Source organism: Amycolatopsis bullii, from assembly GCF_014654205.1.
Lineage (GTDB): Bacteria > Actinomycetota > Actinomycetes > Mycobacteriales > Pseudonocardiaceae > Amycolatopsis > Amycolatopsis plumensis.
On the sequence record NZ_BNAW01000030.1, the window covers coordinates 37,981 to 64,908 of the forward strand.

At 70.0% G+C, this 26,928-nt stretch carries 24 protein-coding genes and 1 pseudogene; 15 read left to right on the forward strand and 10 right to left on the reverse strand.

The genetic code is table 11. The features are described from left to right. The first annotated feature begins 43 nt into the window (after window positions 1–43). From IE317_RS28370 to IE317_RS28400, 7 genes are all read left to right on the forward strand, one after another. Window positions 44–1,126: an SAM-dependent methyltransferase gene (locus IE317_RS28370; RefSeq protein WP_191314399.1), complete on the forward strand. Its 1,083-nt coding sequence runs from the start codon at window positions 44–46 to the stop codon at window positions 1,124–1,126. A gap of 7 nt (window positions 1,127–1,133) precedes the next feature. Continuing rightward, window positions 1,134–1,532 carry a hypothetical protein gene (locus IE317_RS28375; protein ID WP_191314400.1) on the forward strand — a complete coding sequence of 133 codons (399 nt, stop codon included), beginning with the start codon at window positions 1,134–1,136 and terminating at the stop codon, window positions 1,530–1,532. Continuing rightward, window positions 1,529–1,963, forward strand: coding sequence for a hypothetical protein (locus IE317_RS28380; protein WP_191314401.1), 435 nt, complete (start codon window positions 1,529–1,531; stop codon window positions 1,961–1,963). The genes IE317_RS28375 and IE317_RS28380 overlap by 4 nt, the downstream gene beginning before the upstream one ends. 88 nt (window positions 1,964–2,051) lie before the next feature. After that, window positions 2,052–2,930, forward strand: a complete 879-nt coding sequence (locus tag IE317_RS28385; RefSeq protein WP_191314402.1) for a Scr1 family TA system antitoxin-like transcriptional regulator — start codon at window positions 2,052–2,054, stop codon at window positions 2,928–2,930. A 370-nt stretch (window positions 2,931–3,300) separates the two neighbouring features. Then, entirely contained in the window at window positions 3,301–3,609 is a 309-nt protein-coding gene (locus tag IE317_RS28390) for a hypothetical protein (protein WP_191314403.1), read from the forward strand. Further along, window positions 3,609–5,267, forward strand: a complete 1,659-nt coding sequence (locus IE317_RS28395) for an alpha/beta hydrolase (RefSeq protein ID WP_191314404.1) — start codon at window positions 3,609–3,611, stop codon at window positions 5,265–5,267. Before IE317_RS28390 ends, IE317_RS28395 begins: the two co-directional genes overlap by 1 nt. Beyond that, window positions 5,264–5,773 carry a hypothetical protein gene (locus IE317_RS28400; protein ID WP_191314405.1) on the forward strand — a complete coding sequence of 170 codons (510 nt, stop codon included), beginning with the start codon at window positions 5,264–5,266 and terminating at the stop codon, window positions 5,771–5,773. Before IE317_RS28395 ends, IE317_RS28400 begins: the two co-directional genes overlap by 4 nt. Before the next feature lie 88 nt (window positions 5,774–5,861). Here IE317_RS28400 and IE317_RS28405 read toward each other — a convergent pair whose 3' ends face one another. After that, the gene (locus IE317_RS28405; RefSeq protein ID WP_191314406.1) at window positions 5,862–6,275 is read right to left on the reverse strand and encodes a CHAP domain-containing protein; all 414 of its coding nucleotides are present in this window, start codon (window positions 6,273–6,275) and stop codon (window positions 5,862–5,864) included. A gap of 561 nt (window positions 6,276–6,836) precedes the next feature. Here IE317_RS28405 and IE317_RS28410 point away from each other — a divergent pair. The 5 genes from IE317_RS28410 (at window position 6,837) to IE317_RS28430 (ending at window position 12,854) form a co-directional block, all read left to right on the forward strand. Further along, the gene (locus IE317_RS28410) at window positions 6,837–7,235 is read left to right on the forward strand and encodes a DUF7715 family protein (protein WP_191314407.1); all 399 of its coding nucleotides are present in this window, start codon (window positions 6,837–6,839) and stop codon (window positions 7,233–7,235) included. Window positions 7,236–7,283: 48 nt separating this feature from the next. After that, a complete protein-coding gene (gene dprA / locus IE317_RS28415) occupies window positions 7,284–8,255 on the forward strand; it encodes a DNA-processing protein DprA (RefSeq protein ID WP_191314408.1) in 972 nt (323 codons plus the stop codon). A 318-nt stretch (window positions 8,256–8,573) separates the two neighbouring features. Continuing rightward, on the forward strand, window positions 8,574–8,753 hold the full coding sequence (locus IE317_RS28420) for a hypothetical protein (protein ID WP_191314409.1): 180 nt from the start codon (window positions 8,574–8,576) through the stop codon (window positions 8,751–8,753). A gap of 205 nt (window positions 8,754–8,958) precedes the next feature. Further along, window positions 8,959–9,390: a hypothetical protein gene (locus IE317_RS28425; RefSeq protein WP_191314410.1), complete on the forward strand. Its 432-nt coding sequence runs from the start codon at window positions 8,959–8,961 to the stop codon at window positions 9,388–9,390. A gap of 692 nt (window positions 9,391–10,082) precedes the next feature. Further along, window positions 10,083–12,854, forward strand: coding sequence for an AfsR/SARP family transcriptional regulator (locus tag IE317_RS28430; RefSeq protein WP_191314411.1), 2,772 nt, complete (start codon window positions 10,083–10,085; stop codon window positions 12,852–12,854). Between the two features lie 15 nt (window positions 12,855–12,869). Here IE317_RS28430 and IE317_RS28435 read toward each other — a convergent pair whose 3' ends face one another. The 4 genes from IE317_RS28435 to IE317_RS28450 are packed head-to-tail and all read right to left on the reverse strand — an operon-like array spanning window position 12,870 to window position 15,169. Continuing rightward, on the reverse strand, window positions 12,870–13,127 hold the full coding sequence (locus IE317_RS28435) for a hypothetical protein (RefSeq protein ID WP_191314412.1): 258 nt from the start codon (window positions 13,125–13,127) through the stop codon (window positions 12,870–12,872). Further along, window positions 13,124–14,341 carry a WXG100-like domain-containing protein gene (locus IE317_RS28440; protein WP_191314413.1) on the reverse strand — a complete coding sequence of 406 codons (1,218 nt, stop codon included), beginning with the start codon at window positions 14,339–14,341 and terminating at the stop codon, window positions 13,124–13,126. Before IE317_RS28440 ends, IE317_RS28435 begins: the two co-directional genes overlap by 4 nt. After that, window positions 14,338–14,649 carry a type VII secretion target gene (locus IE317_RS28445; RefSeq protein WP_191314414.1) on the reverse strand — a complete coding sequence of 104 codons (312 nt, stop codon included), beginning with the start codon at window positions 14,647–14,649 and terminating at the stop codon, window positions 14,338–14,340. The genes IE317_RS28440 and IE317_RS28445 overlap by 4 nt, the downstream gene beginning before the upstream one ends. Continuing rightward, entirely contained in the window at window positions 14,642–15,169 is a 528-nt protein-coding gene (locus tag IE317_RS28450; protein WP_191314415.1) for a YbaB/EbfC family nucleoid-associated protein, read from the reverse strand. Before IE317_RS28450 ends, IE317_RS28445 begins: the two co-directional genes overlap by 8 nt. A 548-nt stretch (window positions 15,170–15,717) precedes the next feature. Between IE317_RS28450 and IE317_RS28455 the strand changes: the two genes are divergently transcribed. Then, entirely contained in the window at window positions 15,718–16,302 is a 585-nt protein-coding gene (locus tag IE317_RS28455) for a pentapeptide repeat-containing protein (RefSeq protein ID WP_191314416.1), read from the forward strand. A gap of 103 nt (window positions 16,303–16,405) precedes the next feature. Here the strand turns inward: IE317_RS28455 and IE317_RS28460 are convergent, their stop codons facing one another. After that, window positions 16,406–16,771 (reverse strand): GNAT family N-acetyltransferase, encoded by a 366-nt coding sequence (locus IE317_RS28460; protein ID WP_191314417.1) that lies wholly within the window; start codon window positions 16,769–16,771, stop codon window positions 16,406–16,408. A gap of 177 nt (window positions 16,772–16,948) precedes the next feature. On the opposite strand from IE317_RS28460, the gene IE317_RS28465 reads away from it, so the two are divergent. After that, window positions 16,949–18,673, forward strand: coding sequence for a pentapeptide repeat-containing protein (locus IE317_RS28465; protein WP_191314418.1), 1,725 nt, complete (start codon window positions 16,949–16,951; stop codon window positions 18,671–18,673). A gap of 386 nt (window positions 18,674–19,059) precedes the next feature. Here IE317_RS28465 and IE317_RS28470 read toward each other — a convergent pair whose 3' ends face one another. From IE317_RS28470 to IE317_RS28480, 3 genes and pseudogenes are all read right to left on the reverse strand, one after another. Then, on the reverse strand, window positions 19,060–20,325 hold the full coding sequence (locus IE317_RS28470) for a hypothetical protein (protein ID WP_191314419.1): 1,266 nt from the start codon (window positions 20,323–20,325) through the stop codon (window positions 19,060–19,062). A gap of 602 nt (window positions 20,326–20,927) precedes the next feature. Beyond that, window positions 20,928–21,596 (reverse strand): GNAT family N-acetyltransferase, encoded by a 669-nt coding sequence (locus tag IE317_RS28475; RefSeq protein WP_191314420.1) that lies wholly within the window; start codon window positions 21,594–21,596, stop codon window positions 20,928–20,930. Continuing rightward, window positions 21,583–24,815 (reverse strand): annotated as a pseudogene (locus tag IE317_RS28480) (error-prone DNA polymerase); the annotation flags it as partial. The pseudogene IE317_RS28480 and the gene IE317_RS28475, both read right to left, overlap by 14 nt. A gap of 169 nt (window positions 24,816–24,984) precedes the next feature. On the opposite strand from IE317_RS28480, the gene IE317_RS44720 reads away from it, so the two are divergent. Further along, window positions 24,985–25,182, forward strand: coding sequence for a hypothetical protein (locus IE317_RS44720; protein ID WP_229902969.1), 198 nt, complete (start codon window positions 24,985–24,987; stop codon window positions 25,180–25,182). A 77-nt stretch (window positions 25,183–25,259) separates the two neighbouring features. Here IE317_RS44720 and IE317_RS28490 read toward each other — a convergent pair whose 3' ends face one another. Further along, window positions 25,260–26,843 (reverse strand): pentapeptide repeat-containing protein, encoded by a 1,584-nt coding sequence (locus IE317_RS28490; protein WP_191314421.1) that lies wholly within the window; start codon window positions 26,841–26,843, stop codon window positions 25,260–25,262. Between the last annotated feature and the right edge of the window lie 85 nt (window positions 26,844–26,928).

A 26,928-nucleotide genomic window follows, 5' to 3' on the forward strand; every position in this document is an offset into this window, starting at 1 on the left:
CGCCACTGCGCGAGCGCCTGACCAGCTTCGAAAGCACCTCGACATGCCACCACGCACCGCAGCCACACCCGCTCACCCGCACGATGGCGAACGCGTCCACGTCGACATCGAAAGTCCCCGCCGGGACGCTGTCGCCGACTACCTGCTCGACGGCCACCTCAACACCACCATCGACCGCCTCTTCGCCGACCGCCTCCTCGCCGACCACCCGCAGCTGCCCCAGCTGGCGATCGCGGCCGCCACCTGGGATCGCCGCGCCCCAGCGGCCATGCTCGATCACGGGCTCCGCCACTTCCTCGTCCTCGGCACCGGCGGCCTGCCCCTCTGGGCTCACTCGTCCACCCTCACCGACCTGCACGACGCCGGCGCGCGGATCCTGGTGATCGAACACGACCCCGTCACCCAGCACTTGCACAGCCGCATCGACCACGGCGCCGCCGCCGGCCGCGCCCACGTCCTCTGCCTGCCCGCCCACCGCCACCACAACCTCGCAACAACACCCGCGGTCACGCACCTACTCACCGACCGCGCGCCGCTCGGCATCCTCGCCACCGGGCTGCTACGGCCAGCCGAACTCCGCCTCGCCACCATCCTCGCGCTGCTGGACAGCGCACCTTCCGGCCGCCCCACAGCAATCACCCAGCTCATCACGCACGGGACGGACGATCAGGACCACACCGGTGCGTCATCTCTCGGAGCGCGCTTCGCCGAAGCCGGCATCCCGCTCGCAATCGAGCACCGGCTCGCAGCCGATCAGCTGCTCGGCGACATCGCGCACATCACGACGGACTTCGACATACGGGCCGCGCTGGACCGAGACGCAGCCAGCCCCATCATGCACACCGCGCTGCTCGGCCAACGTGACCCGCGCAGCCCACGGCGCTCCACCCCGGCAGTGAGCGGGCCATCCACGTCGGCGGACGGAGGCAAGGCCGGTGACCTGGAGTATCGCCTGCTCCTGTGGCGTCGCCAGCCTGGGCGGCCTGGTCCGGGCGGACGCCCGGCACGTGGTCGTGCCGAGTCTGCGGCACCTGCCCCTGACCGCACTGCTGCAGGACGCCATGTGCGAACGCCTGGCTCTGGACGCCGGGGCACAGGTGCGCGCAGCAGCCCGGCGATGGAGTAGCCAACCGATGGACCAGCAAACAGCCGAACTGGTACGCACCCTGGCTGGCGTGCTCAAGCATGTGCCGGAAATCAGTTGCGAGCTCCTCACCGGCACCATGCCGCCTGAGCGGGAACGCGCCTTCGCCGCTCTTCTGATGGAGCTGGCGGACGTGCTGACAACCCACGCCAACAATGCGGACGCACGAGGAGCACCGGTGACCTTGGCGGAACACGTCGGCCTCGGCGGCCGCCACCTCGTGGCGGTCGCGGTGCGCCTGCGCACGACCACGGCGACGCCGGACCAATTCCACGACACGGCTGACTCGCTGCTGGAGGTCACCAGGATGCTGCAGACTCACGCCAACACGCTGGGCCTGCGGACCCCGACGAACGCAAGTGGCCAACCCGAACCGCCAGATCAGTGAACTTCGGCGTGCTGGCCGTGCTGGCTTGCCTGGCGCTGCCGATCGCGTTGGCTGTCGCGCTCATCGTGCACGACGCCCGACACAACCGGCACATCCAGCGCAGCCCCACCAGCGTGGCGAGCATCCGCAGCCGAGTGGCCCGCGAACGCGCCGAGGTCGAAGCCGCCGACGCCCCGACCGAGGTCCTGCCCGTCATCCACCCCGCCCTGGACATGGAACCCACCGAAGTCCTGCCACTCGTGCTTCCGCCCCGCCCGCGGCCGTACGTCGGCCGTGCCGAGGCGGCACCCCGTTGCTCATCCGAACGACCGGACCCGGAAGTCGTGGTCCGCGTGTTGCGCGGCCTGCGCCGCTTTCCTGCACGACCGTCCGCAGCTGCGACGCCGCGGCAGCAAACCGACAACCCGGACAGCACAGGTACCTCGGTGTAAAGGAGCCCCAGCCCGCTACGTCTGCTGACGTCACCAACGACGCCCATCCCAGCTCATGACGACGCCTCACCCACCGAAAGAAGCCGCAATGCGCACACAGATCCACGGCTCACGCCACAGCACGAACATCATTCAGAGTCCCGCGACAGTCGCCGTTGGCCAGGCACTCCGCACACTGCGCACTGCCCGGGGTATCGGGCTGCGCCGGCTGGCCGCCAAGCTCGAGCTCCGCGCGCAAGTTTTGTCGAACTGGGAAACTGCGAAACGCATCCCGCCGATCACCGTCGTGGCCCAGCTACTCGGCGCACTCCAGGCCGACTCGGCCACAACCCACCGCATTCTCGATCAGGCTCGCCACGCCAGCGACCCCGCATTCGTCGACCTCGACCACTGGGACCACGCCACCCTGGCTTCACATTACGAACAGCTCGCCACCCACGTTTTCGCGTGGGCACCCACCCTCATTCCCGATCCGCTACGAACCCCTGAGCATGACCTTTACCTGCTCAACCACCCGGTCTCCGACATCGGCCATGCCGACGCGCCCAGCCTCCTCGCACCTGCACGCCGCAACAACCTCGCCGACCGCGAACGGCATTACACGTTCCTCGTCGGCGACGCCGCGCTGCGCGCCTGCCCACCTCAGTTACGTACCGATCAGCTCGGCAACCTCGAGCGCCTGGCGACCAAACCGAACATCACACTGCTCATAGTTCCGGCCGACGTGTGCCCACCTGGCCTGATCAGCGCGTTCACCCTCTACAGCGACCACACGGTCGCACTTGCCATCGCGCTACACCACTACCGCGCTAGTACCTATCTCGCCGACCGCGACACGCTTGCCGCCTACCAGCGCGTCACGCACAAGTTGCGCCACCACGGCGTCGACCTGCAGGACATCGACGAAACGCCGCTACGCCCGACGGACGGCACCACGCAGTCGCCCGACGCAGCGGAGACACCGTGACACCGCCGTCCCGCTCCCCCGACCCCTCTGATGTCGGCCCGGACGACGTTTGCGCCGCAATCACATCGGCGGCAGACCAAGTGCGCGCCGCCGTCCGAGCCGGCACTGTGCCACCAGCCTCGGCCGATCAGCTCGCGCACCTGCTCGACACGGCCGCCGCCATGCTCGACACCGCGCCCACCTCGCCTCCAGAAATCACACCGGGCAATGGCGACGGAACGCCCGGACCTCCGAGCTGAGCAAATCTACTCACCGCGCCTGCGCAACCCCACCTGACGTGCTTTTCCTCGTCCCTGCGGGCACCCTCGGCGCGTTGAAGTGGCTCGCGGATGTCCCATAGAGTGATGCGGCGACCACGGGGAGGGAACACATGGGATTCCGGACGGTGCCCGACGCGCTCCGAGCCGCCGGACGAGCCATTGTCGACGCGCTCAGCCAGCTCCGCAGCGCCGACTGCGCCCAACCCGTCACCGGCGTGGCCGAAGCCCTCCCCGGCGGCCAAGCTGCGCCGGCCGCCTCCTCGTTCGGAACGAGCTGGGGCATGACGTTCCGCAGCTGGTGCACCGAAGCCGAACGCTACGGCAGCGACCTGGTGCTGGCTGCGGACCACTACGAAGCCGGCAACCACGGCGCCGCCACCGCGACCACCGACGCCGGCCGACTGCACGGGCCACGCTGATGGTCGCGCTCTCCGACGTCAAACGGTGGAACACCGCGCAACTCGACGAGATCTTCCAGACCGTCCAGCAACGACTCCAGACCCTCACCCATTCAGGTGATGACTTCGGTAAGGTGATGCCCGTCGACGGCTGGTCCGGCCCGTCCGCCGACACCGCCGGCTCGGCCCACCACAGCCTCATGTCCAGGATCGACAAGATGGCGGCCGGCGCGAGCGTCGTCGCCAAAGCGATCGGTCAAGCCGCCGACGCCATCACCGGCGTCCAGCACGCCATCACCAACGCCGAAGCCCTCGCCGGCAAATACGGCTACCGCATCGCCGAAGACGGCACCCTCATCGACACCTTCCCCGCGGGCCACCCGCCACCGGACATCCATCCCGAGGACCGCGCCCGAATCCGCACCCAGGTCGCCGACGCGGTCACCCAGGCATTGCGCACCGCCGACGACATCGACGCCGACCTCGCCTCCGTCCTGAAGCGGGCCCAGGAGGGCGACTTCGGCACCGGCGACGAAACCACCGTCACCGCCGCGGCCGCCGACGGCGCCCGCGACCCCGGCCTCACGCTGCCCGAACCACCGCCCAACGCCACACCGTCCCAGACGGCCGCCTGGTGGAACTCGCTGTCCCCCGCCGGACAGGCGATCCTGCTGCACGACCGGCCCGCCGCCCTCGGCGCCATGGACGGCATCCCCGCCGACATCCGAGACAAAGCCAACCGCGTCGTGTTCACCCAGCGCTACGACGACCTCAAACGCCAACGCGACGACCTGCAGCACCGGATGGACAGCCTGAACCAAAGTGACCCTACCCAGCAGAACGAGTACTTCGACCTCGAGCGGCAACGCGACCGCCTCAGCGGCACACTGACCGGGATGGACCAGATCAACGATCGCCTGACCAATCCTCTGCCCGGGCAGCCCCACGCTTACCTGCTGGGCATCAACCCGCAGAACTCCGGCCAGGCCATCATCGCCATCGACAACCCCGACACCGCCGTCAACGTCGCCACCTACGTCCCCGGCACCACCGCCGGCATCAACGACGGGATGGCCACCGACATCAACCGCTCCGACGCCATGGTCCAAGCTGCCCAGCGCGCCGGATCACCCTCGACCTCGGTCATCACCTGGGCCGGCTACGACGCCCCGCAAACCCTCGTCGACGCCGCCAGCACCAGCTACGCCGACCACGCCGAAACCTCACTCCGGCGCTTCCAGGACGGCCTCGGTGCCACCCACCAGCCCGGCGAGGTGAACACCACGATCATCGGGCACAGCTACGGCACCACCGTCGTCGGACAGACCGCCCGAGATCTCGGACTCCCGGCCGACAACCTCGTCATGGTCGCCAGCCCCGGCGTCGGCGTCCAACACGCAGGCGACCTGCGCCTCGACGGCATCCCACCCGACCAAGTCGGCCAGCACCTCTACTCCACCAAAGCACCCACCGACCCGATCCCGGCCCTGACCAACTTCGACAACCCCGCGGCCGACACGATCGACCCCCTCGGCCCCGACCCGACAACAGCCTGGTTCGGCGGACAAACCTTCCAGTCGGAATCGACCAACCCGCTGACCTCACACGGCGACTACTGGCTCCCCCGCTCCGACTCGCTCAGGTCAATGGGAAACGTCATCGCCGGAGGCCGACCATGAACAGCAAGAGCCGGACAACCATCACACGCGCCCTCGCAGCCGCAACAGCAACGGCGCTGCTGTTCACGGTGTCGGCATGCGGAGAGCAGGGAGACATGGAAAAAACCGCGTCACTCGCCGAGGTCCAAGCCAACGCGGACAAGATGGTCAAGGACGCCGCAGGCGCCGTCTTCCCCAGCGGATTCCACCTCACCGACCAGGGACCCCAGCCCCTGCAGTGCAACGACTCCACCGACAGGCCCACCGGCAAAGTCCTGACAAGCGTCAACTACTGGGTCGACGGGATCGACAAGGCAGCCAACACCACCTACTTCGACAAGCTGAAGACGTGGTTCGCGGCCAACGGCTGGCACGTGGAAGCCGACAAACGCCCCCACGATCCCTTCCTCAACGCCTCACGAGACGACTACCTCATGAGCCTGGAAGCATCCTCCGCCGGCCGCCTCAACATCGGCGCCAGCACACCATGCGTGTGGCGAGACGGCACGCCACCGGCAAGTCGCTAGCGTTGGTGTCGAAGCCGACTGACGTTCGACGCAAGCTCCACCACCGTCTCCATTCGCCACAACGAACTTGCAATGGTTCGACGGCCTCTTAGTGGATGAAGTCATAGGAAGCTGCCTGTGCTGCGGTGAAGGTCCGGTAGCTGACGACGTTCCAGGCAACCTGGTTCATTTCGGAGACCTGCCAGCTGCCGTCGGCACCGACGGTCTCGACAAAGGCCACGTGCCCGAGACTTCCAGCATCCGACTGCATGACGGCGCCTGCCTCAGGGGTCTGGTCGACCGCATAGCCATCTCGGCGGGCGAAGTCATCCCAGGTCTTGGCATTACCCCAGAACTGCGGGATGGGGCGGCCAACTTCAGCGCGGCGGGCGGAGGCCCACCACGTGCACTCGCCAGGTGCGTAGTGGTTGACGAGAGGGACGGGCACTGCGTCGGCCGGAGGCGCTGCCAGCGCGGCGGACAGCATCAGCAAGATTGCGCAGAACCGCAGAGCACGCACCATCAGGTCCCCCGGGAGTGTGGCGGCGAGAAGAACAACAACCTTACTGGAACCACTCGTCGACGTCACTCGGATTGAGCATTCACTCGACGTGCCTCGTATGAGGACAAGGGGCAGCGGCTTATTTAACCTTGAAATTGGCTCAGGAGGAGCGCCCTCCCCAGTGCCCCCTCCCGAGCCGGGAATCCCTCTACCACCGGGGTTTTGGCAGCGGACCGGATCCCCAGAAGGGTCCACTGTGGCCGCTCCTGTGGACCACCGTGGATCACCTTCTGAAACCAGAGTGCCCCACAAACCAGTAATTCGCCACAAGTGTGGCGGATTTTCTGACAATTACTTTGAGTGTCGAGTCATGCGCGATACGCAGCACCGGTCGACATCCTCCCCGGACGACCCCGACTGGCCGTGCCTGCAAGCGCAGTGCAGCAGACCCGCGGTCCGGGGCAAGCCCACCGTCCACGGCGGACACCGCCAACCGGGCGCCGCCGGCTTGCCCCGGACCCGCGGGGCCCGCTCGCGGACCGCGTCCACCGCCCATCCGGGCGAAGCCACCGAGGAGGAACCGTGCTCAAGTACTTCGTCTCCACCCACCGCACCCAAGGCGACCGGGACAACGATTCCAACAGTGTTCCCGACGTCGAACTCGTCGACCTCCCCGGCACATGCCATGACAATCCCGACAGCCCCATCTGCGGATGCGCGCGCAGCTTCGTCGGTTTCGACAGCCGTCAGGCCACCACAACAGCCGAGATCGTCGAATCCGACATGACCCCGACGGAGTATGTCGACCGCTTCTACGCCATGCTCCTCGCCCTCCGCTTCGAAGACAGTCCGAAGCTGCGCACTGACGCCGCCAACGACGCGATGGAGATGCTCCGGATCGCGGCGCAGTGGCCGGTCGGCACCGTCGTCGAGCGACGCGGCGACGAGATCCGCGTACGTCGCTTCCCCGACGAAACCTGAGCGCCCTCGCCCCCTCACACCCCCAGCACACTGCTTGAAGGAGTCCTCATGCCCGATTCCGCCGAGGCGCGGCGCGCCCGCGCGTTCCTCCAGCACGCCGCCGAACCCACCACCCCGGTCATCGCGCACTACATCGCCGACGTCGGACCCGTCGACGCCGCCCACCACGTGGCCGACCGCACCGCCCCCACCGAGGTCCTGCACGAGTGCCGCCGCGACGTGAGCTGGCGCTCGGTCGACACCAGTCTTCAGACCGCCGCCGGTCTGGGTGGCCGCTTCGTGATCCCCGAGGATGACGAGTGGCCGACCGCCGTCTTCGCCGGACTCAGCCCCCTGGCCGCCGACGGCGGCGCCCTGGGCGGGCCGCCACTGGGCCTGTGGGTTCAGGGCGACGTACGGCTCGACGGGCTGGCAGCCGCGCCCTCGATCGCGATCGTGGGATCCCGGGCCGCCACCGCGTACGGCGAACACCACGCCGCCGACCTCGCCTACGGGCTGGCCTCCCGAGGCGTGCCGGGGGCCTCTGGCGCCGCTTACGGCATCGACGGCGCCGCGCACCGAGGCGCCCTCTCCGCCGACGGCGTGACCGTCGCCGTGCTGGGCTGCGCGATCGACGTCGGCTACCCGGCAGGACACGTCAGCCTGCTGAACCGGATCGTCAGCAACAGTGGCGCCCTCGTCAGCGAATACCCGCCCGGCACCCCGCCGGCGCGCCACCGTTTCCTCGCCCGCAACCGGCTCACCGCCGCCCTCACGAGAGCCACCTTGATCGTCGAGGCCGGACGGCGCAGCGGCACCCACCACACCGCCCGCCTCGCCGGCAAGCTCGGCCGGCCCGTCCTCGCACTCCCGGGTCCCGTGTCCTCAACGACATCGGCAGGGTGCCATCAGCTGATCCAGGACGGCACCGCGCGCCTGGTCACCTCCGCCGATGACATCATCGCCGTCGTCAAGGACGGCGACGATGCCGGCACGGAACCGGAGACGGCCGCTCCTGCGGATGAGGCCGGGCGACGCTAGCGCACGCTCCGGCGGCAGCCCTGGCTGACGAGGCCCTGGTGACGCCGGGAAGTTTCGCAGGCCGCCGCCGGGCCACGCGCTCGGGCGGTGGCGGCTCACACCTGCGTGGGCCGTCACCGCCTCCCCGGCCTGCTCGCCGGAGAGGCCGATCTCCAGGAGCGCTGACCGTGATCACGTACCGGACCCCCGATGAACTGATCGGATCCCTACAAGACTGCACGTCATCGCCCTGCCACCCCACACCCGCCCCCGCACCACCATCCGACGACGCCTCACCACACCGACCGGCACGGCATTCCCGTCACCCGGGTACGCGGCATGACCACCCACGAGATCGCCGAGCATCTGCGAGCCGCGCTCTCGGCCGAGCGCGACACCGACCTGGTCGTCGTGATCGCCGAGGAGAACCCCCGAGGTGGGCTTCCGCTGCGGGCGGCGATCGCCGCGCTCGAAGCCGACCTGCGCCCCGCCGGACACACCATCCTCGGCCGCTACTGAGCTCCACACACCCGCCCCGGCGCCCCATGGCGCGACTACCGCCGTCCCACCCTCATCGGCACCGTCATCGCCCCGCGCGCCGACCTCGACTTCGCCGCACCTCTGCATCTCGGCGGGGACGCCCCGACCCCGACCTGGAGCCTGCCCTTCACCCAGCCCGGCGAGACCCTGCCGGCCACTATCGGCCCGATTCACCCGCCGGGTCGTGCCGCTAATCGCACGGCGCAGAGGCGAGGCGAACCGGATCGTCGCCCACACCACCACTCAGGCCGGCCGCGGCGAATTCGTCGACAACGTCGCGGCGCTCGCCGTCACCACCGCGCTGGCCGACAACACCATCTACGGGCCGATGCTTCTGCCGCCAGCCGAGTTCGGTCCGCAGCGGGTCGAGCAGCTGCGGATGGCCCTCTGCCGCAGCACCACCGACCCCCGGACACGGGCTCGGCCGGCCACCTTCATCGCGGCTAGCACCCTGCGCCGCGACGACCAGCCCCTCACTTCCCGGGCGCTGGCCCACGGGCACGGAGCACTCGGCGCCGCTGCGATCGGTGTGCTGTTCCAGCAGCACGCCGAACCCCATGTCGTCGAGAATGAACTCGACATGCTCACCGGCCGCGTCGGCGCGACCCGCTGGTAACCACGCTCGACACCCATCTCGGCCGTGGCATCCCGGGCATCGTTACCCGCTTCGGGACGTCGCCGCCCTCACCTCTTGGAGGGTCACCTCGTGCATCACGTGCTCTAGCGGTCCGGTGGCATCGGTTCCTGGACCGCCACATCTGCCGCGTGGACCCCGACGACCCCATCACCCATCTGTTCGCCGGCTCCCGGATCGAGGACAGCGACCTCTACCGGTTCCACGCCGACGCCTCCTTCTGGAGTCCATTGGCGGACTGAAGCCAAGAGTGGATCAACGGGTGGAGGCGGGAGCCCGGTGCGGTCTATGCGCCGGGGACCGCCCGTCTACTGCAAATGTTCGGATCCTTCTCGCTCGTATGGACATCCGATGAAAATCGACAAGGTCATCGCGAGCCTCAGCACGACAATGACTAAAACACCAGGTTGGCGCGCATGTCGCTCCGATAAAGGGCGTTATACAGCTTACCCGACTTCCCCCTGTGGCTTGACAGCCATCGAGCGACACTTTCGCGTCTACGGAGACCGAACCGGATTCGCAGCCGGGTACCCTTTTTCACTGGGCTTTACGGAGACTTCTCGCGGAAGCGAGGCGATCCGCTGACGGGGCCCCCTGGACTCCGTAAAGTGGAGGCACCATCGATCCGGGGGGAGCGAACCGGTGCTCGTCACTACCTCAGGCCCGTGGCGCGGATGAAATTTCTGCTGTTGGGCCCGGTCGAAGTAACCGCCGGCCCCTGGCCCGGCGGTCCCCGTCAGCTCGCGGTGCTGGCCGCGCTGCTGACGCGGGCCAACGAGACCGTCACCCTGCCCTACCTGTGCGAAGCGGTGTGGGACGTCCCGCCGAAGGCCGCGGACTCAAACATCCGCACCTACGTCGCCAAGATCCGCCAATTCCTCGGGCGACGGGGCCTCAGCGACCGGCTGACCACCCGGAACCGCGGCTACCGACTGGCGGTGCAGCCGGGCGAGCTGGACCTCACCGCGTTCGAGGACGCCTTCCGCCAAGGCCAGTGCGCCGCCGGTGCCGGCAAAGACGGCGAAGCGGCCGACGCATTCGCGGTAGCTCTGGGGCTCTGGCGCGGTGAACCGTTCGAGAACACCGAACCGGGGCCGGCACTGCGAGCCGAGCGAGCCCGGCTGACCGAGCAGCGGCTCCTGGCCACCGAGGGACTCGCACGGGCAAGGATCGCGCTCGGCGCAGCGGACACCGTCGTCGCCGACCTGCACCGGCTCGTCGCCGAATATCCCACGCGTGAAGAGCTCGCCGCGCTACTCATGCTCGCCCTGCATCACTCCGGCAGGCAGGCCGATGCGCTGACCGTGTTCGCCGAGGCGCGCCACCGGCTCGTCAGCGAACTGGGTGTCGAACCCGGCGCCCGGCTCAGCGCCGTGCACCGGGACGTCCTCACCACAAGCCCCTCCCCCGTCCCGGCGACGCCGGTCAGAGCGCAGCACCAGCTGCCCATGGACGCCCGCGGATTCACCGGCCGCAAAGCCGCGCTCGACGAGGTGTACCGGTTGGTGGCGCAGGAACCGGCCAAATCGGTGACGGTCTGGGTCGTGACCGGCATGGCCGGAGTCGGCAAGACCCGCCTGGCCGTGCACGCCGCCCACGAACTGGTGCGCCGCGGCCGGTTCACCGATCTGCAACTGTGGGCCGACCTGCGTGGCTTCGACCCGGAAGCGGCGCGGGCGGAGCCGGCGCAGGTGCTCAGCCGATTTCTCGCCTTGCTCGGCGTGCCACCGGATAGGGTGCCAGCCGATCCGGCAACTCGCGCGGCGCTCTACCGCGACCGGCTGACCGGCCGGAAAGCACTGGTGCTGCTGGACAACGCCGCCGATGAGGAGCAGGTCCGCCCGCTGCTGCCGGGTAGCAGTGGGACACTGGTCGTGGTGACCAGCAGGCGCGCCTTGCCAGACCTCGACGGCACCCACGTCACCCACCTCGAGGTGTTCGACACCGCGGACGCGATCACGCTGCTCGCCCAGGTCGCCGGGCGGGAGCGGGTGTTGGCGGATCGGGCCGCGGCGGCGCGGGTTGCCGAGTTGTGCGGACGGCTGCCGATCGCCATGACCATCGCCGCCCAACGGCTGCACACCAGGCCCAAGTGGACGATCGGGGATCTTGCGCGGCTGCTGGAGGTCCGCACCGAGCGGCTGGCGGCACTACATGGGCGCACCCGGGCGGTCCGGGCGGCGTTCGACCTGTCGTACCGGCTATTGCCGCCCGGCGTGCAGCGGGTGTTCCGGTTGACCGGTCTGCACCCCGCGGAGTCCTTCACTGCCCTATCGGTCGCCGCGCTCGCCGGGATCGGACCAGCAGCCGCCGACGACGCGCTGGAAGCGCTCGCCGACGAGCATCTGCTGGAGGAAATCACGCCGGGCCGATTCCGCCCGCACGACCTGATCCGGCTCTACGCCATGTCCCGGGCGACCGAAGAACAATCCGATGCGGCCATTCACCGTTCCCTGCAGCGCCTGCTGATTTGGTACCTCCACGCGGCGGACGCGGCGAGTGGGGTGGTAAATCCCGCTGGCAGGCGGGTGCCGCTCGACCCGGCCGCCGCCCCGGCGCACCTGCCGTCGCTCCGCGACCGCGAAGCGGCGCTCGACTGGTTCGAGGACGAGCGCTCGGCGCTGGTGACGCTGGTACAGACTGCCGTCGACCGGCGCGAGCACAAGATCGCCTGGCAGTTGCCGTGCGCGTGCCTGAGCTTCTTCTACCTGCGCAAGCACTGGGACGACTGGGTGGCCACGCACCGGCTGGGCCTGGTCGCCGCCCGGGAGGTATCCGATTCGGACGGCGAGGCGCGGATGCTCAACGGACTGGGGGTGGCCCACAGCGACCTCGGCCAACTGGACGATGCCGTGTGGTGCCACCGCGCCGCGGCGGAGCTGTTCCGCCGGTCCGGCGACGTTCTCGGGGAGGCGTGGAACCTGAACAACCTGGGCGTCACCTACGACGACTTGCACAGCTACGCGGAGGCGGCGGACTGCTATCGGTCGGCACTGCCGTTGTTCCGTCGGGCGGGAGATCCGCACGGCGAGAGCATTGCGCTGTCCAACCTGGGTGACGCCCACCGCGAGCTGGGCCGCCCGGATGAAGCGACGGCGAACATACGGGAGGCACTGTTAATCCAGCGCCGTACAGGAGAGCGGGCCGGGCAGCGGTTCACGTTGACCAGCCTGGGCGACCTCCAGCGCGACACGGGCGAGCCACAGCTGGCCGATGCCAGTTACTCCGCGGCCCTGGCCATCGCCCGCGAGGTCGACGACCGCCGCACGGCGGCCAAGCTACTGCGGCGGCTAGCGGATCTGCGTTCGGCAACCGGGAGACCGGCGGAGGTCCGCCGCCTGCTGCAGGAGGCGTACGGGATCTTGTCGGCACTGGGCGGCCCGGAGGCGGCCGCGGTGGGTGCGCTCCTCCAGGCCGCCGGGATGACAACCAGGCCAGAGCCGTGACCGCGGGCGGGACGGTCAGCGGGTCGCCAGGTCAATGTCCAGTTCCATCCGCGAGGCGGCGTGAAAGTCGAGCACGGCCTGGAACACCGGCTTGAGCGCGCCCACGTTCAGGTGGCAAGCAGCGAGCAATTCGTCGGACGCTGGCACCACCGGAACGATGGAGTCGTCCACCGTCAACCTGAAGCTCCGCCGACCTCCTTGATCGTCGGCCAGGGTGACGGCGTAGCAGTTGGAACCGAGATCCTGGATCGAAACCAGCCGAACAGCGCTCATTTGAACACGACCCTCGACGTCCATACCCGGTTGAAAGCTTCCCGCGTCATCTTGTAGGTGCTTCCCCCGCTCCACGGGTCCCTGATCTTCAGGTTACCCGCCTCGTCGAACCCTTCGACGATCACCGCATGGGGCATCTTGCCCATCTCCATCAGCTCGGCGACCACCGGCGTCTCTTCGACGATGTTGTGGAAGTCCTTCCACGAAATCCCACCTGCCCGCCACTCCGGACCGAGTTCCTTGGCCAGAGACTCGAACGGCGCCGGCGCGCCGATCTTCCCGATCAGCTCCTCTTGGCTGCGGCCCCCGCTGGTGATCATCTCCCCGCAGGCTGAAACACAAGAGCCGTTGTTCAGCTGGCCGACCGCGCCACCTGGTGATTCGTCAATGGTCGGCCAGTGACCTCCCGCACCGGCGAGCCGCGGCTCCGGCGGTTCCCCGGCCGCCGACACGTGGGTGGAGGTCCGCGAGGTCTGCCGAGCTCCGCCGCGGAGGCGGCGGATCAGCCCGCCGATCATCTCCGCCAGCTTCGACAGCTGCTCGCCGAGCCGACCCAGCGCCCGGGTCAGCTTCTCGATCAAGCGGGCGACCTTCTGGCCCGCCTTCGCGATCATGCCGACCGCCTTCGCGGTGCCGCCTCCCGGGGGCAGGAGCGCCGAGATCAACGACGCCACCAAGGTGGCGATCGTGTCGCGGACCATCGTGCGGACCGTGGCCACCATCGCGCCCGCCTGGACAACCGCGTCGCCCATCGTGTCCGCCGCCTTCGCCGCCGCGTTCATCGCCGTCACTCGCTGCGCTGCTTCGCCGCGGTAGGTCCGGGACGCTGGGCCCGTCCAGCCTGCGAGATCGGCTTTGACGTCCGCCTCGTGCCGGTGTGCGACCTGGCGGACGCGGCCGGCGACGTTCTTCCACGTCTGACCGTAGGACTTGATGACCGCGGGGTCACCGGCCAGGTCGTCGAGTGCCTTTTTCAGCGGACCGACGTGCTCCATCACCCAGCCCAGGCCCGCGGCCACCAGGATCCCCAGTGCCCCTGCGGGGTCGTAGATCAGCGTCAGGCCGTCCATGGCGAGCCCGCTGCCGCTGATCGTGGCGTCTTTCCAGTCGCCGTGGTCAATCGCGTCGCACAGTGACACGACCTCCTCGGCCTGCGCGATCCCGGAATACCACTTCGTCTCGTCCTTCGGTGCGGCGATCAGCTCGTTGGTCATCTCGCCAGCCCCCTGCGGAAGGCGTCGGTGTGCTTGCGTTCGGTGTCGCCGTAACGCGCGCCCGAGACGCCCAGGGATCGCGCGACCTCCGTCATGCCCTCGACCGCGGCTAGCAGCGCTTCGACCCCCTTGTCCTCCGCCGGGTCGAGCCGGGACGGGAAGAACTGGCAGATCCTGCCGTACGCCTCGGTCGGGAGCGCGACGCCGCGCGCCGCGGAATGCGCCTCGCGCAGCTCGTCGGCCAAAGCCTCGACGTGACCCCGATGCCGGGCCAGATCGTCCGGATCGACCTGATATCCGTCAGGCACGACGGCCCACTTCCGCCGCGCGCGAACCGTACCGCCGGTGGCTTCGGCGCGGCGGGTCGTCGTCGGAGTCGTCCCAGCCGAAGCTCAGCACCGCCGGGTCCGCCGTGGTGCGTGGCGGGGACGCAGGTTCCGGCGCCGGGAACCGTTCGCGCAGCGTGCTGACCACGTGCACTGCCATCTCGTCCTCGCCCACCGTCTGCCGGGCCACTTCCTCGACTCTGGCGGCGATCCCGGCCTGCGCACGCCGGACGCAGGCCAGCACGCGCGGACCGACCTGCTCCGGCGCCAGCCGCGCCACGACCGGCCCGGTGCGTACTTCGAGCAGGCGCCCTTGCGCATCCACGGTGACCGCGATCGCGCCGCTTGGGTCCGTCTCGGTGACGCGCAGAGACTCCGTGGCCCGGTCCAGCTCGGCGTAGGACCGCGCCATCCGTTCCAGTTTGACGTCCTGCTCGTCGAGCCGGCGGGCCATGTCGACCGGGTCCTCCACCGCGAGGATCTCGTCGAACTCCTCGAACACACTCCACCCCCTCGCCCCGGGGGCCGGGTGGTCCCCACCCTGCCGCCCGCCTCTCCGCTGAGGCCGCAAGCATGCGTCCCGGCGTGCACACGCGGCGCACACGCGACGCACACGCCGTCCAGGCGACCGGCACAGCCACTCGGCGCCGCCCACGGCGATCCGGAAGCGCTGCCACTGCTGGCGGCGTACGGATCGCTGCTGTGCACGGCGAGCTACGCCGCCGCCCAGCTCGGCTCTCGTCGTCGCCGGCGGTTTCCCAGTGCCGGCCAACCTGGTCGTAGGACTCGAAGGCGTTCGCGATCCGGATCGTCGCGTGCTCCGGCGACGGCGACTGACCAGGGCCTTCGGTGCTCATGCCGGGCATCTCGGCGTACGGCGACGTCAGGTTCGGGGAGTTCGCGGCCGGTGTCCGGCCGGAGGGTGGAAGGGCGGGGAGCCCGTCACGCGGACGGGCTCCCCGCAACGGGTTACGCGGCGTTCCAGACGGACCGGTAGGACACAGCCTGGGCCTGCAGGTAGCCGTCGAGCGCCTGGCGGCTGGTGTTGCCGTGCAGGCGGTAGGCCGTTCCGCCGTTGAAGCGGAGGGTCCCAGACCTAAGGCGAAGTTCGGCGACGACGCCGATTTCGGCGGAACGGAGTTCGGCGGCGAGGCCTTGTTCTTCGGGGCGGAGTTCAGCGGCTACCCCGGGTTCCGCGAGGTGAAGTTCGACGGCGACGCCTGGTTCAACGGGGCGAAGTTCGACGGCGACGCCTGGTTCAACCGGGCGAAGTTCGACGGCGACGCCTGGTTCAACCAGGCGGAGTTCGGCGGCGACGTCGGGTTCGACGGGGCGAAGTTCGCCGGCTACGCCGCGTTCGTCGGGGCGAAGTTCGCCGGCTACGCCGCGTTCGACGGGGCGGAGTTCGGCGGCGACGGCGCGTTCCGCGGGGCGAAGTTCGGCGGCGACGCCGCGTTCGACGGGGCGGAGTTCGGCGGCGACGCCGAGTTCGACGTGGCGAAGTTCGGCGGCGACGCCGCGTTCCGCGGGGCGGAGTTCGCCGGCGACGCCGAGTTCCGGGGGGGTGGAGTTCGGCGGCAGCACCATCTTCGACGGGGCGCTGTACGCCGGCGGACGCGCATTCGACCCGGCTGAGCATGGTGTACCCCGGCGCGCTGATGAGCCTGATCCCGCTGGAGGTCCCAGCCCGGCGTAAAGGCGGGAATCGCCCTCACAAGCCTTCAACGGGGTGCTACCATCATTTCGGCCAATGGGGTTCGATGCGTAGCCCGGCGGCTTCCTGGTGCGAGCAGGGGCTCGCCGGCGCGCGCGGCGCTCCGACCCGGGCCCATAACGCCGCCGCATCAGCCTCGTCCGGCGGGTTGGCGCTCCAGCTGAACCCACCACCGCGCGCTGCTGCGGCACGGGCGAGGACCCGGCCGACGCCGCGGCGCCGGTGCCGGGGCTCGACGTGCAGACCGAGCAGCAGGCCGCGCCGGTCGACCGGGCACAGCGACAGCTCGACGTGGCCGTAGATCGTGGCGCCCCACCGCAACTGGATCTGTCCGGCCCCGGCGCGGACGGGCGGCGGGACGACGACCAGCTGCAGTCGCCGCTGTTGCACTGGTCTTCGGTGACTTGGGCCGCGATCGAGGTGTCGACCAGCGCCCATCGGCCAACGCGCTCCGGCTGGTTCTCACACCACAAGCACACTTGTGCACTGCTGGTCATGACCGGGCTCGCGGACGGTCGGCCACGGATGTCTGCAACGTGCGGGTTGCCTTCGGCGACGTAGACGAACATGACCGACGACACCACGCCACCACCGAAGTCTTCGGCGGAGGCGGCTTCGCAGCAGTCCTCCGCAGCAGCACCACAGGCCCGGTTGCGGGAACTGTCGCCGAGGGCGATGTGGCTGACCGCTGCGGTGATCGCGCTCCTGACCACGGCCGTCGTGGTGGTGCTGTGGTGGGCGGCGACCCGCGGCCTCAACGGCGCCGAGCTGGTCACCGCCCGGCTGGACGCGCTCAAGATCGGGCTGAGCGTCGGTGTCGGCAGCGGCGGCGTCGTCGCCCTGTACCTGTCCTGGCGGCGCCAGCACTCCACCGAACGCACCCTCGCCCACCAGCAAGAAGTCCACACAGCCACGATGGCGCACCAGGACCGGGTCGCCACCGCCACCGCCACCGAACGCGATACCGCCCAGCGGCGGCAGAACGAGCTGTACCTCAAGGCCGTCGAGCAACTCGGCTCCGCCGAGGCCGCGGTCCGCCACGGCGGCCTCTACGCCCTCGAGCAAGTCGCACAAGACGACCCCAAACGGCAGCAGACCGTGGTCAACGTGATCTGCGCCTACCTGCGCAGCCCCTTCACCCCGCCATCGAACACCGCCGGCACCCGGCGGCTGGGTGTGCACCGGCCCCTGCTGAAATCCGCCGACCGCTCCCGCACACCCGCGAGCCCCTCCGCCGGCGGCACCCGGGAAGCCCAAGTGCAGGAACGCGAGGTACGTCTCACCGCGCAACGCATCCTGCACCAGCACCTCCAACCCGGCGAGGACCCCGAACATCCGCGACCCGACTTCTGGCCAGGCATCAGCATCGACCTCACCGGCGCCACCCTCATCGACTTCTCCCTCGCCAACTGCACAGTCGCCAACGCCGCCTTCGGAAGGTCAGCCTTCCACGGCTACGCCATCTTCAATAAGGCGAAGTTCAGCGGCTCCGCCTGGTTCGGCGGGGCGGAGTTCGGCGAGGCCGATTTCGGCGGGGCGGAGTTCGGCGGCGAGGCCGATTTCGGCGAGGCGGAGTTCGGCGGCGTCGCTGAGTTCGGCGGGACGAAGTTCGGCGGCGTCGCTGGGTTCGGCAAGGCGGAGTTCGGCGAGGCCGATTTCGGCGGCGCGGAGTTCGGCGGCGACGCCGGGTTCGGCGGCGCGGAGTTCGGCGGCGACGCCGGGTTCGGCGGGACGGAGTTCGGCGGCGTCGCTGATTTCGGCGGGACGGAGTTCGGCGGCTTCGCCTTGTTCGGCGGAACGAAGTTCGGCGGCGACGCCGTGTTCCGCAGGACGAAGTTCGGCGGTCTCGCCTGGTTCGACGAGGCGAAGTTCGGTGGCAACGCCTTGTTCCGCGGGGCGGAGTTCGGCGGCGACGCCGGGTTCCGCGGGGCAGAGTTCGGCGGTCTCGCCTGGTTCGACGAGGCGAAGTTCGGTGGCAACGCCTTGTTCCGCGGGGCGGAGTTCGGCGGCGACGCCGGGTTCCGCGGGGCAGAGTTCGGCGGTCTCGCCTGGTTCGACGAGGCGAAGTTCGGTGGCAACGCCTTGTTCCGCGGGGCGGAGTTCGGCGGCGACGTCGGTTTCCGCGGGGCGGAGTTCGGCGGCGACGCCAGGTTCCGTGGGGCGAAGTTCGGCGGCAGCACCAGCTTCGACGGGGCGGTATACGACGGCGGACGCGCATTCGACCCGGCTGAGCATGGTGTACCCCGGCGCGCTGATGAGCCTGATCCCGCTGGAGGTCCCAGCCCGGTGTAAAGGTGAAAATCGCTCGCACAAGCCTTCAACGGGTGCTACCACCATTTCGGCCAACGGGGTTCGATGCGTAGCCCGGCGGCTTCCTGGTGCGAGCAGGGCTCGCCGGCGCGCGTGGCGCTCCGACCCGGGCCCAGAACGCGGCCGCGTCGGGCTCGTCCGGTGGGTTGGCGCTCCAGGTGTATCCGGCGCCGCGGGCGGCTGCGGCTCGGGCGAGGACGCGGCCGACGGTCAGCACTCGGCGCGCCGCCGGCCACCGCCACGTCCTGGTCACGGCGACGGCCCGGGCCAGCTCGACGGCCCGCTCGGCTCGGTGACGAAGGTGAAGGACGTGCCACCCCGGCGTCACCTTGGTCGCCGCCGGGTCGGCGGCATCGCCCCGGTCTCGCTCATTGCGGCTGCAGGTACGGCCTCAGCGTATCGGGCACGGCCAGCCACGTGTGTGGTTGCACGTCCTTGAGCAGTTTGTCCGCCCGCTCATGCGAGAGGACCATGCCGCGCTTCTGATGCCACGTCTCCTTTTCCGGCTTGTGACCCGCAGCTCGCTTCGCCACCCTGTCCTCCCGCTTGGGGCGGGGGTGCAGTTTCTTGCCGGCGAACACCTGGAAGTAGTAGCGGTCGTAGATCGGCTTGACCTTGTTGTTCAACGCAAACAGGGCGATGTCCGCGGCTGGTTGTCCCGGCTTGGCGTGTGACCGGTGCTGGGCGACCGTCAGCGCCAGCAGCGCGGCCGCCACGCCCCGGACGGGCCGTACATGCGGGGGCTGCACATCCGTGGGTACGACGATGTTGTGGGGGTTGCCGGCGATGTTTTCGATGCGGCTGGCGTCGGGGTAGTTCCACTCCACGACGCCCTGCAACTGCGTCCCGTGGTAGAGCGCGGCAAAGCTCGCCAAGCCGGGCCCATTTGCGGCTCGCAGACCTTTCGCCACGCTCTTGCACTCGTCCTTTGCTCCACCCAGGTGCCTGAACGCGGTGCGCAACGATTTGGAGCGGGCCCGGATCCTCTCGTTCTCCGCCGAGTAGTAGGCCACCCCCATCGCGACGCGCTCATCTTTCAGGTCTTGGAAAAGTGGCCTGAGCGCGTTCCACTTTTGTTCGGCGTACTCCTCCCATTCGTCGAGGATGGGGACGATTTCATCCCGGACGCGCTCGGTCACGATCACCGCGCTCATCTGGTCGTACTTGGGGTGGCCGGTCAACGCCGGCACCTGCCGGTTGCCCGGCGCTGCGGGCGCGGCCGCCCCCGCAAGGGCGCCTGCGGGCGCGGCCGTGGACGGTGCGCCGCCCACGGCGGTGTTCCCGCCGGCCCCGGTGGCGATCCCGATCAGCAACCGGCAGAACCGGAACAGGTCGTCGGATGAGTCCAGGGCCACAGTGCCGTGATCGGTCGGCGAATCTCTCGCGGCCCGGAAAGCTTTCCCGATTGATAGTCGGCTCAACTGCGTTTTCGCTTTACCATCAACCCACCAGGCTTCCGGTATTGACGACCGCAATTCGTCCATCCGCGCGTTGAACGCTTTCCAGATCTCTTCCGGGCTAACGCTCGACACCGGCGTCCCGTCCCGCGTGAAGGCCACCGTCCGCTGGACGGCCCCCCTCGCCACCAAGCCCACCGCCCGGTTGCCCACGCTCCGCTGCAACGACAGCAGCAAGGCAGGCGACGGCGCCCCGGCCAGCGGTGCACCCCCCGCATCTGGGCGCCCGACCGCGCCGGCCCGCGACCTCGCGGGAGCGACCGACCGGGACCTGAGGAACTCGTGCGACACACCACCGATTCAACCGGTGTCAAGGAGCCGCGTGAAGGACCGGGCGGGCAGCCGAACGACCGTCCACTCTGCCCGGACGGGCATCGGGGGAGTCGTAGGTGCGGTAGTCGATCCGGATGCCGTAGGCGTTGATCGCGCGCCAACTTCACCGGCAGCAGCTCGAGGTAGTCGGTGCCGCTGAGGGTGAGCGGCAGGTAGCCGGCGACGACGACGAGCGCGGTGTAGCGGTCATTGGGGGGTGAGCTTGCGACGCGGGGTGTGCGGATCGCGCAGCGCGTCGTGCGGGCGGCGGGCCCAGCCGACGATCAGCCACTCGTCCAGCAACTCCTGGAGCTGGTCCAGGGTCCACTCGGCGGCGACAGCGCGGCCGCGCTGCTGGGTGTTGGCGCCCTTGAACCCGGCGACGTGCTGCGCGAACAGGGGGCTGAAGGTGCGGGCCCGTCGTATCGGAGCTGGGAACCGGCCTCATCAGCGTTCAACGGCGGGTGCTACCACCATTTCGGCCAGCGGGGTTCGATGCGTAGCCCGACGGCTTCCTGGTGCGAGCACGGGCTCGCCGGCGCGCGTGGTGCTCCGACCCGGGCCCAGAACGCGGCCGCATCAGCCTCGTCCGGCGGGTTGGCGCTCCAGCTGAACCCACCACCGCGCGCTGCTGCGGCACGGGCGAGGACCCGGCCGACGCCGCGGCGCCGGTGCCGGGGCTCGACGTGCAGACCGAGCAGCAGGCCGCGCCGGTCGACCGGGCACAGCGACAGTTCGACGTGGCCGTAGATCGTGGCGCCCCACCGCAGCTGGATCTGTCCCGCCCCGGCGCGGACGGGCGGCGGGACGACGACCAGCTGCAGCCTCCGCTGCTGCACCTCGGCTTCGGTGACCTGCGCAGTGATCGAGGTGTCGACCAGCGCCCACCGGCCGCCGCGATCCGGCTGGTTTTCACACCACAGGCACACGAGTTCTCGGGTGCCGTAGTCCTGGTTCGGGGTCTCCTGCAGTGACCCGGGTCGCAGGCGGTGTCCGGCCGGGCAGGTGCCGGGCAGGTGCTGCTGGCCGTCGAGGGGGCGGGGCCACGGCCAGAGCGGGACGTCGAGGTAGCGCCCTGCCCGCGCGGCGCCTGCCCCGGTGCCGTCGCGGCGGTCGGTCGGGTCAGCGGAAGTCACGGCTCTTCGCCGCGAGGGCGCGCAGGTCCAGCGGGGTGATCTGGTCGGCGACGACCGACGCGGTGCCCTGGGTGACCTGGGCCTGGCCGCGGATGACCAGCGCCGAGCTGGCGGCGAGGATCTGTCGGAATTTTGTCCAGGTACTGGGGTGGACCAAGACGTTGATCATGCCGGTTTCGTCTTCGAGGTTCAGGAAGGTGATTCCTCCGGCCGTGGGCGGGCGCTGCTTGTGGGTGACGGCGCCGCCGACGCGGATCCGGCTGCGGTCGAGGACGTGCAGGACGCGGGCGGCCGGGACGACGCCGAGCCCGTCGAGGTGCTCGCGCACGAACGAGACCGGGTGCCGGTCGGGGGTGATGCCGGTGGCCCACACGTCCGCGGCCGCGACCTCGAGGGCGGTCATGCCCGGCAGCGCGGGCGCGTCGACCCCGGTCGCGATCCCGGGCAGATGCCCGGCCCGCGTCCGCGCGGCCGCCCCGGCGGCCCACAGGGCTTGCCGTCGGTCCGGGCCCAGCGCGGTGAACGCGCCAGCGGTGGCCAGGGCCTCGGCCACGGGCTGCTTGAGCTGGACGCGCTCGGTGAGCTCGCCGATGCTCTCGTACGGGCCGCCGCGGTCTCGCTCGGCGACGATCGCGTCGGCGACGTCGGTGCCGACGTGGCGGACCCCGGCCAGCCCGAGCCGCAGCGCCACCCCGCCGGTTGAGCCCGGCTCGGGCTCCAGCGTGGCGTGGACGAGGGAGGTGTTGATGTCGGGTTCGCGGACGTGGACGCCGTGGCGGCGGGCGTCGGCGACGAGGGACTGCGGTGAGTAGAAGCCCATCGGCTGGGCGCGCAGCAGCCCGGCGCAGAACGCGGCCGGGTAGTACCGCTTGAACCACGCCGAGGCGTAGACCAGCAGCGCGAACGACATCGAGTGCGCCTCGGGAAACCCGTAGCCGGAGAAGGCGTGGATCTGCTCGAAGATCCGGGTGGCCAGCTCACGGTCGATGCCGTTGGCCGCGCACCCGGCGAAGAACCGCGCCATCAGGGCCTTCATCTTCGCGCTGGAGCGCTTGGCGCCCATCGCGCGGCGCAGCTGGTCGGCCTCGGCCGCGGTGAACGACGCGACGTCGCGGGCCATCTGCATGACCTGCTCCTGGAACAGCGGCACCCCCAGCGTCCGGTCCAGGGAGTTGGCGAGGAGGGGGTGGGCGTGGCGCCAGGTCTCCTCACCGCGCCGGCGCCGGATGTAGGGGTGCACCGAGCCGCCCTGGATCGGGCCGGGCCGGATCAGCGCGACCTCGACGACCAGGTCGTAGAACTTCCGCGGCCGCAGCCGCGGCAGCGTGGCCAGCTGCGCGCGGGACTCGACCTGGAACACCCCGACCGCGTCGGCGGCGCACAGCATGTCGTAGACCGCCGGGTCCGCGAGGTCGAGCTCACCGAGGTCGACCCGGCGGCCGTGATGTTCGGCGACGAGGTCGATCGTGTAGTGCAGCGCGGAGAGCATCCCGAGGCCGAGCAGGTCGAACTTGACCAGCCCGATCTCGGCGCAGTCGTCCTTGTCCCACTGCAGCACGCTGCGGTCCTTCATGGCCGCCCATTCGACCGGGACGATCTCCGAGACCGGGGTGTGGGCGATGACCATCCCGCCGGAGTGCACGCCGAGGTGGCGCGGGGTGTCCTCCAGCCGCGCGGCCAGCTCGCGGACGTCGTCGGGGACGCCGTGCCCGCGCTCACCGGGGTTGTCGGCGTCGGCGACCCGGTGCCACCGGTCGACGGCCTTGGCGAAGGCGTCCTGCTGGCCGGGGCTGTGCCCGAGCGCCTTCGCCGCGTCCCGGACCGCCGAGCGCGCCCGGTAGGTGATGACGTTGGCGACCTGGGCGGCGTGCAGCTGGCCGTGCCGGGCGTAGACGTACTGGATCGCCTCCTCCCGGCGGTCGGACTCGATGTCGACGTCGATGTCCGGCGGCCCGTCCCGCTCCGGCGCCAGGAACCTCTCGAACAACAGGCCCCAGCGGACCGGGTCGCAGTGGGAAATCCAGAGCGCGAAGCACACCGCCGAGTTCGCCGCGGATCCACGGCCCTGCGCGAGGATGCCACGCTCGCGGCAGAACCGGACAATGTCCCAGACGACCAGGAAGTAACCGGGGAAGCCGAGTTCGCGGATGACGGTGAGCTCGTGTTCAAGCTGGGCGTAGGCCTCCGGCGCCTCCGCCGGGGTCCCGTACCGGACGGCCGCGCCCTCCATCACCAGGTGCCGCAGGTACGCCTCCTCGTCGGCGAACCCGGCCGGGACCGGGAACGGCGGCAGCTTCGGCGCGACCAACGCCAGGTCAAAGCTGCACTCGACGCCGAGCACGGCGGCGCGGGCGACCGCGCCCGGATACCGGCGCTCGAACATCCGCAGCTGCTCGGCGCCCGAGCGCAAGTACGCCGTCCCGGCCGCCGGGAGCCAGCCCTCGATCTCCTCGACCGACCGGCGCGCGCGGATCGCGGCGACGGCGTCGGCGTGCCAGGCGTCCTCGGGGCGCGCGTAGTGGACGTTGTTCGACACCACCGTCGGCAACCCCAGGTGCTTCGCCATGGCGGCCAGGTGGTCGTTGTGGGTGCTGTCGAGCGGCTGACGGTGGTCAATCAGCTCCACGGCGACGTTTCGGAGCCCGAACCGGTCGACGAGCACCCTCATCTCGTCGGCTGCCGCGTCCGGGCCGCGCTGGACGAGGGCCTGGCGGACTGCGCCCTTACGGCAGCCGGTCAGCACCTGCACGTGCCCGGCCAGCTCATCGACCACCTCGTCCAGGTCGTAGACCGGGCGGCCCTTCTCCTCCCCGCGAGCTGGGCGTGGGAGATCACCCGGCACAAACCGCCGGTAGCCCTCGATGTCGCGCGCGAGCACCAGCAGGTGCGTGCCTTCGGGGTCCGGCACCCCGGCCTGCGGCGCGGACAGCCCGAGGCTCAGCTCGCGCGCGGCGACCGCGAACCGGACCGCGCCGTACATGCCGTCGTGGTCGGTCAGCACGACCGCGTCCAGTTCCAGCCGCGCGGCCTCCTCCACCAGCGCTTCCGGCGAGGACACACCGTCGAGGAAGCTGCAGTAGGAGTGCGTGTGCAACTCGGCGTACGGCGCCGCAGCTCGCCCGCGCCGTCGTCGCGGCTGCGGCGCGCCGGCAACCCCTCCGGCGGACGGTAGCCCTCGCGCTTACGCGACCAGGCCGGGGAATCGCCACCGTCGCCGCTACGGCTACCGCACCCACCGCATTGTCTTCGCCCTCGCCGTCGTGCTCGCCCTCGCCGCCGGACTGAACCTGCTCGCCGGGCACGTCACCACCCACGCCGGCCACCACGCCGCCGAACGCGTGCCACCCGCCACCGCGAAACTGACGCCCCCGGCACACCCTGCCCACCCATGGAACTCGCCGGGCTCGGCGTCGACCACGGGCTCCCACTCGGCGCGACCGGCCTACGCACCCGCTGCGACCTCGACACCGCCACCGGCTGGGGCCAAACCTTCACCGTCATCCTCTGGGCACTCCAAGGCCTCCTTTGGAGCCTGGCCACCCTCGCCATCGCCGCCTACACCGGACTCGTCCGCAAACCGGCCTGACCAGCAACCGCCACGCTGGCAGGGGCTCGGACCTGGGCAAACGAATACTGCAGCTTCGAATACCGCCTCTCCGCCAGTCAGTGACGGCACCTTCGCCCCGAACTCGACAAGGACGGTCGCCGCGTGCAGATCGTCACGGCCGCAACCCAGCGCCGGGCCACCGAAACTTGGCGAACAGTCCCGCTCGACCGGTGATCAGCTGGCAGAGCTCGGCCGACGCCTCGTAAGTGAGTGATGCAGGCCGCATTACTAGAAACCTTGGGTAATGCGCGCCGCGATGTAACGGTTTTGAGGTCCTGCGGATCGACGATCGCGCTGCGGCACGTGGTCCGAGCAAGCATCACTGCCGTTCCCAAGAGCGCGCGGAGATCCGGGAGGTCGCCCGGGCGACCGTAGAAAGTTGCGCGGGCGAACCTGGCGCCGCCCACAACGGTCACAGAGTCGAGCTCGACGATGCGGGTGAACCTGGCCTCGTCGAACTGGACGCTGCCGGTGAAGGTCGCGCCGACGAACGAGGCGTCGCCGGTGAAGATCGCCTCGTTGAACCGGAGGTTGCCGGTGAAGGTCGCGCCGACGAACCGGACGCTGCCGGTGAAGGTCGCGCCGACGAACCCGGCGTGGCCGGTAAAGGTCGCGCCGCGAAACCCGGCGTGGCCGGTAAAGGTCGTACCGCTGAACGAGGCGCCGCCGGTGAAGGTCGCCAAGTGGAACGAGGCGACGGAGAAGGTCGTACCCTCGAACGAGGCGCCGCCGGTGAAGGTCGCCTTGCTGAACGAGGCGCCGCCGAACTGGACGCCGCTGGTGAAGGTCGCGCCGCCGAACGAGGCGTCGCCGGTGAAGGTGGCCTTGTCGAACGAGGCGCGGCCGGTGAAGGTCGCCCCGACGAACCAGGCGTGGCCCGTGAAGGTCACGCCGTCGAACCAGGCGTCGCGGGTGAAGGTCGCGTCGCCGAACCAGGCGTCGCCGGTGAAGGTCACGCCGTCGAACCAGGCGTCGCGGGTGAAGGTCGCGCCGACGAACCAGGCCTCGCCGGTGAAGGTCGCCTCCCTGAACCAGGCGTCGCCGGCGAAGGTAGCGCCGTCGAAAGATGCCTTCCTTACTCGGCATCGGTCCAGCGTGAAGCCAATTAAGTGGGCGTTGGTGAGGTCGAGGTCGATGTCTGTCCAGAACGTCCGGCGGACCTCTGGCTGATGATGCTGGACGAGGATGCGCTGTGCCGCGAGTCGGACTTCCTGCTCCTGCACCCGGCCCTGGTGTTCCTTAAGCTGGGTGTCTTCGGTGGCGGCGGGCGGTTTGGGGTCCGGCGGGGTGAACGGCATCCGCAAATAGGCGCAAATGACGTTGACAATGCTTTGCCGCTGGCCAGGGTTGTTGTGAGCCAGCCGCTCGAGCGCGTACAGCCCGGCCAGCCGGACCGGGGCCTGTTCGGAGCCGAGCTGGTCGGCGGCCTTGGTGTAGAGCTCGGTGACGTTCTTCTCCGTCGCGTCGCTCTCGGTGTGCTGCTGGCGCCGCACCGCCAGCAGCAACGCGAAAATGCCGGTCGTGCCCGCGCCGATCCCGAGCCCGGTCTTGATCGCCTCAACCCGCGCCGCCGCCCGTTTGTCCGCATCGCCGGCCTGGTCGGCCTCGCCGAGCAACCAGCTGGTCGCCGCCCACCCCACCGCGGCACCGCGATCGCGGCAGCCACCACGACCCACCAGCTCATCCCCACCGCCCGGGCCCGCGGCGCCCGCTCACCGCGCCGCC

Excerpts from the sequence above, each read along its gene's own strand:
- IE317_RS28370 (WP_191314399.1), top strand. The coding sequence starts at position 44 with ATGCCACCACGCACCGCAGCCACACCCGCTCACCCGCACGATGGCGAA.
- IE317_RS28375 (WP_191314400.1), top strand. The coding sequence starts at position 1,134 with ATGGACCAGCAAACAGCCGAACTGGTACGCACCCTGGCTGGCGTGCTC.
- IE317_RS28385 (WP_191314402.1), top strand. The coding sequence starts at position 2,052 with ATGCGCACACAGATCCACGGCTCACGCCACAGCACGAACATCATTCAG.
- IE317_RS28390 (WP_191314403.1), top strand. The coding sequence starts at position 3,301 with ATGGGATTCCGGACGGTGCCCGACGCGCTCCGAGCCGCCGGACGAGCC.
- IE317_RS28395 (WP_191314404.1), top strand. The coding sequence starts at position 3,609 with ATGGTCGCGCTCTCCGACGTCAAACGGTGGAACACCGCGCAACTCGAC.
- IE317_RS28400 (WP_191314405.1), top strand. The coding sequence starts at position 5,264 with ATGAACAGCAAGAGCCGGACAACCATCACACGCGCCCTCGCAGCCGCA.
- IE317_RS28405 (WP_191314406.1), bottom strand. The coding sequence starts at position 6,275 with ATGGTGCGTGCTCTGCGGTTCTGCGCAATCTTGCTGATGCTGTCCGCC.
- dprA (WP_191314408.1), top strand. The coding sequence starts at position 7,284 with ATGCCCGATTCCGCCGAGGCGCGGCGCGCCCGCGCGTTCCTCCAGCAC.
- IE317_RS28420 (WP_191314409.1), top strand. The coding sequence starts at position 8,574 with ATGACCACCCACGAGATCGCCGAGCATCTGCGAGCCGCGCTCTCGGCC.
- IE317_RS28430 (WP_191314411.1), top strand. The coding sequence starts at position 10,083 with ATGAAATTTCTGCTGTTGGGCCCGGTCGAAGTAACCGCCGGCCCCTGG.
- IE317_RS28435 (WP_191314412.1), bottom strand. The coding sequence starts at position 13,127 with ATGAGCGCTGTTCGGCTGGTTTCGATCCAGGATCTCGGTTCCAACTGC.
- IE317_RS28440 (WP_191314413.1), bottom strand. The coding sequence starts at position 14,341 with ATGACCAACGAGCTGATCGCCGCACCGAAGGACGAGACGAAGTGGTAT.
- IE317_RS28465 (WP_191314418.1), top strand. The coding sequence starts at position 16,949 with ATGACCGACGACACCACGCCACCACCGAAGTCTTCGGCGGAGGCGGCT.
- IE317_RS44720 (WP_229902969.1), top strand. The coding sequence starts at position 24,985 with ATGGAACTCGCCGGGCTCGGCGTCGACCACGGGCTCCCACTCGGCGCG.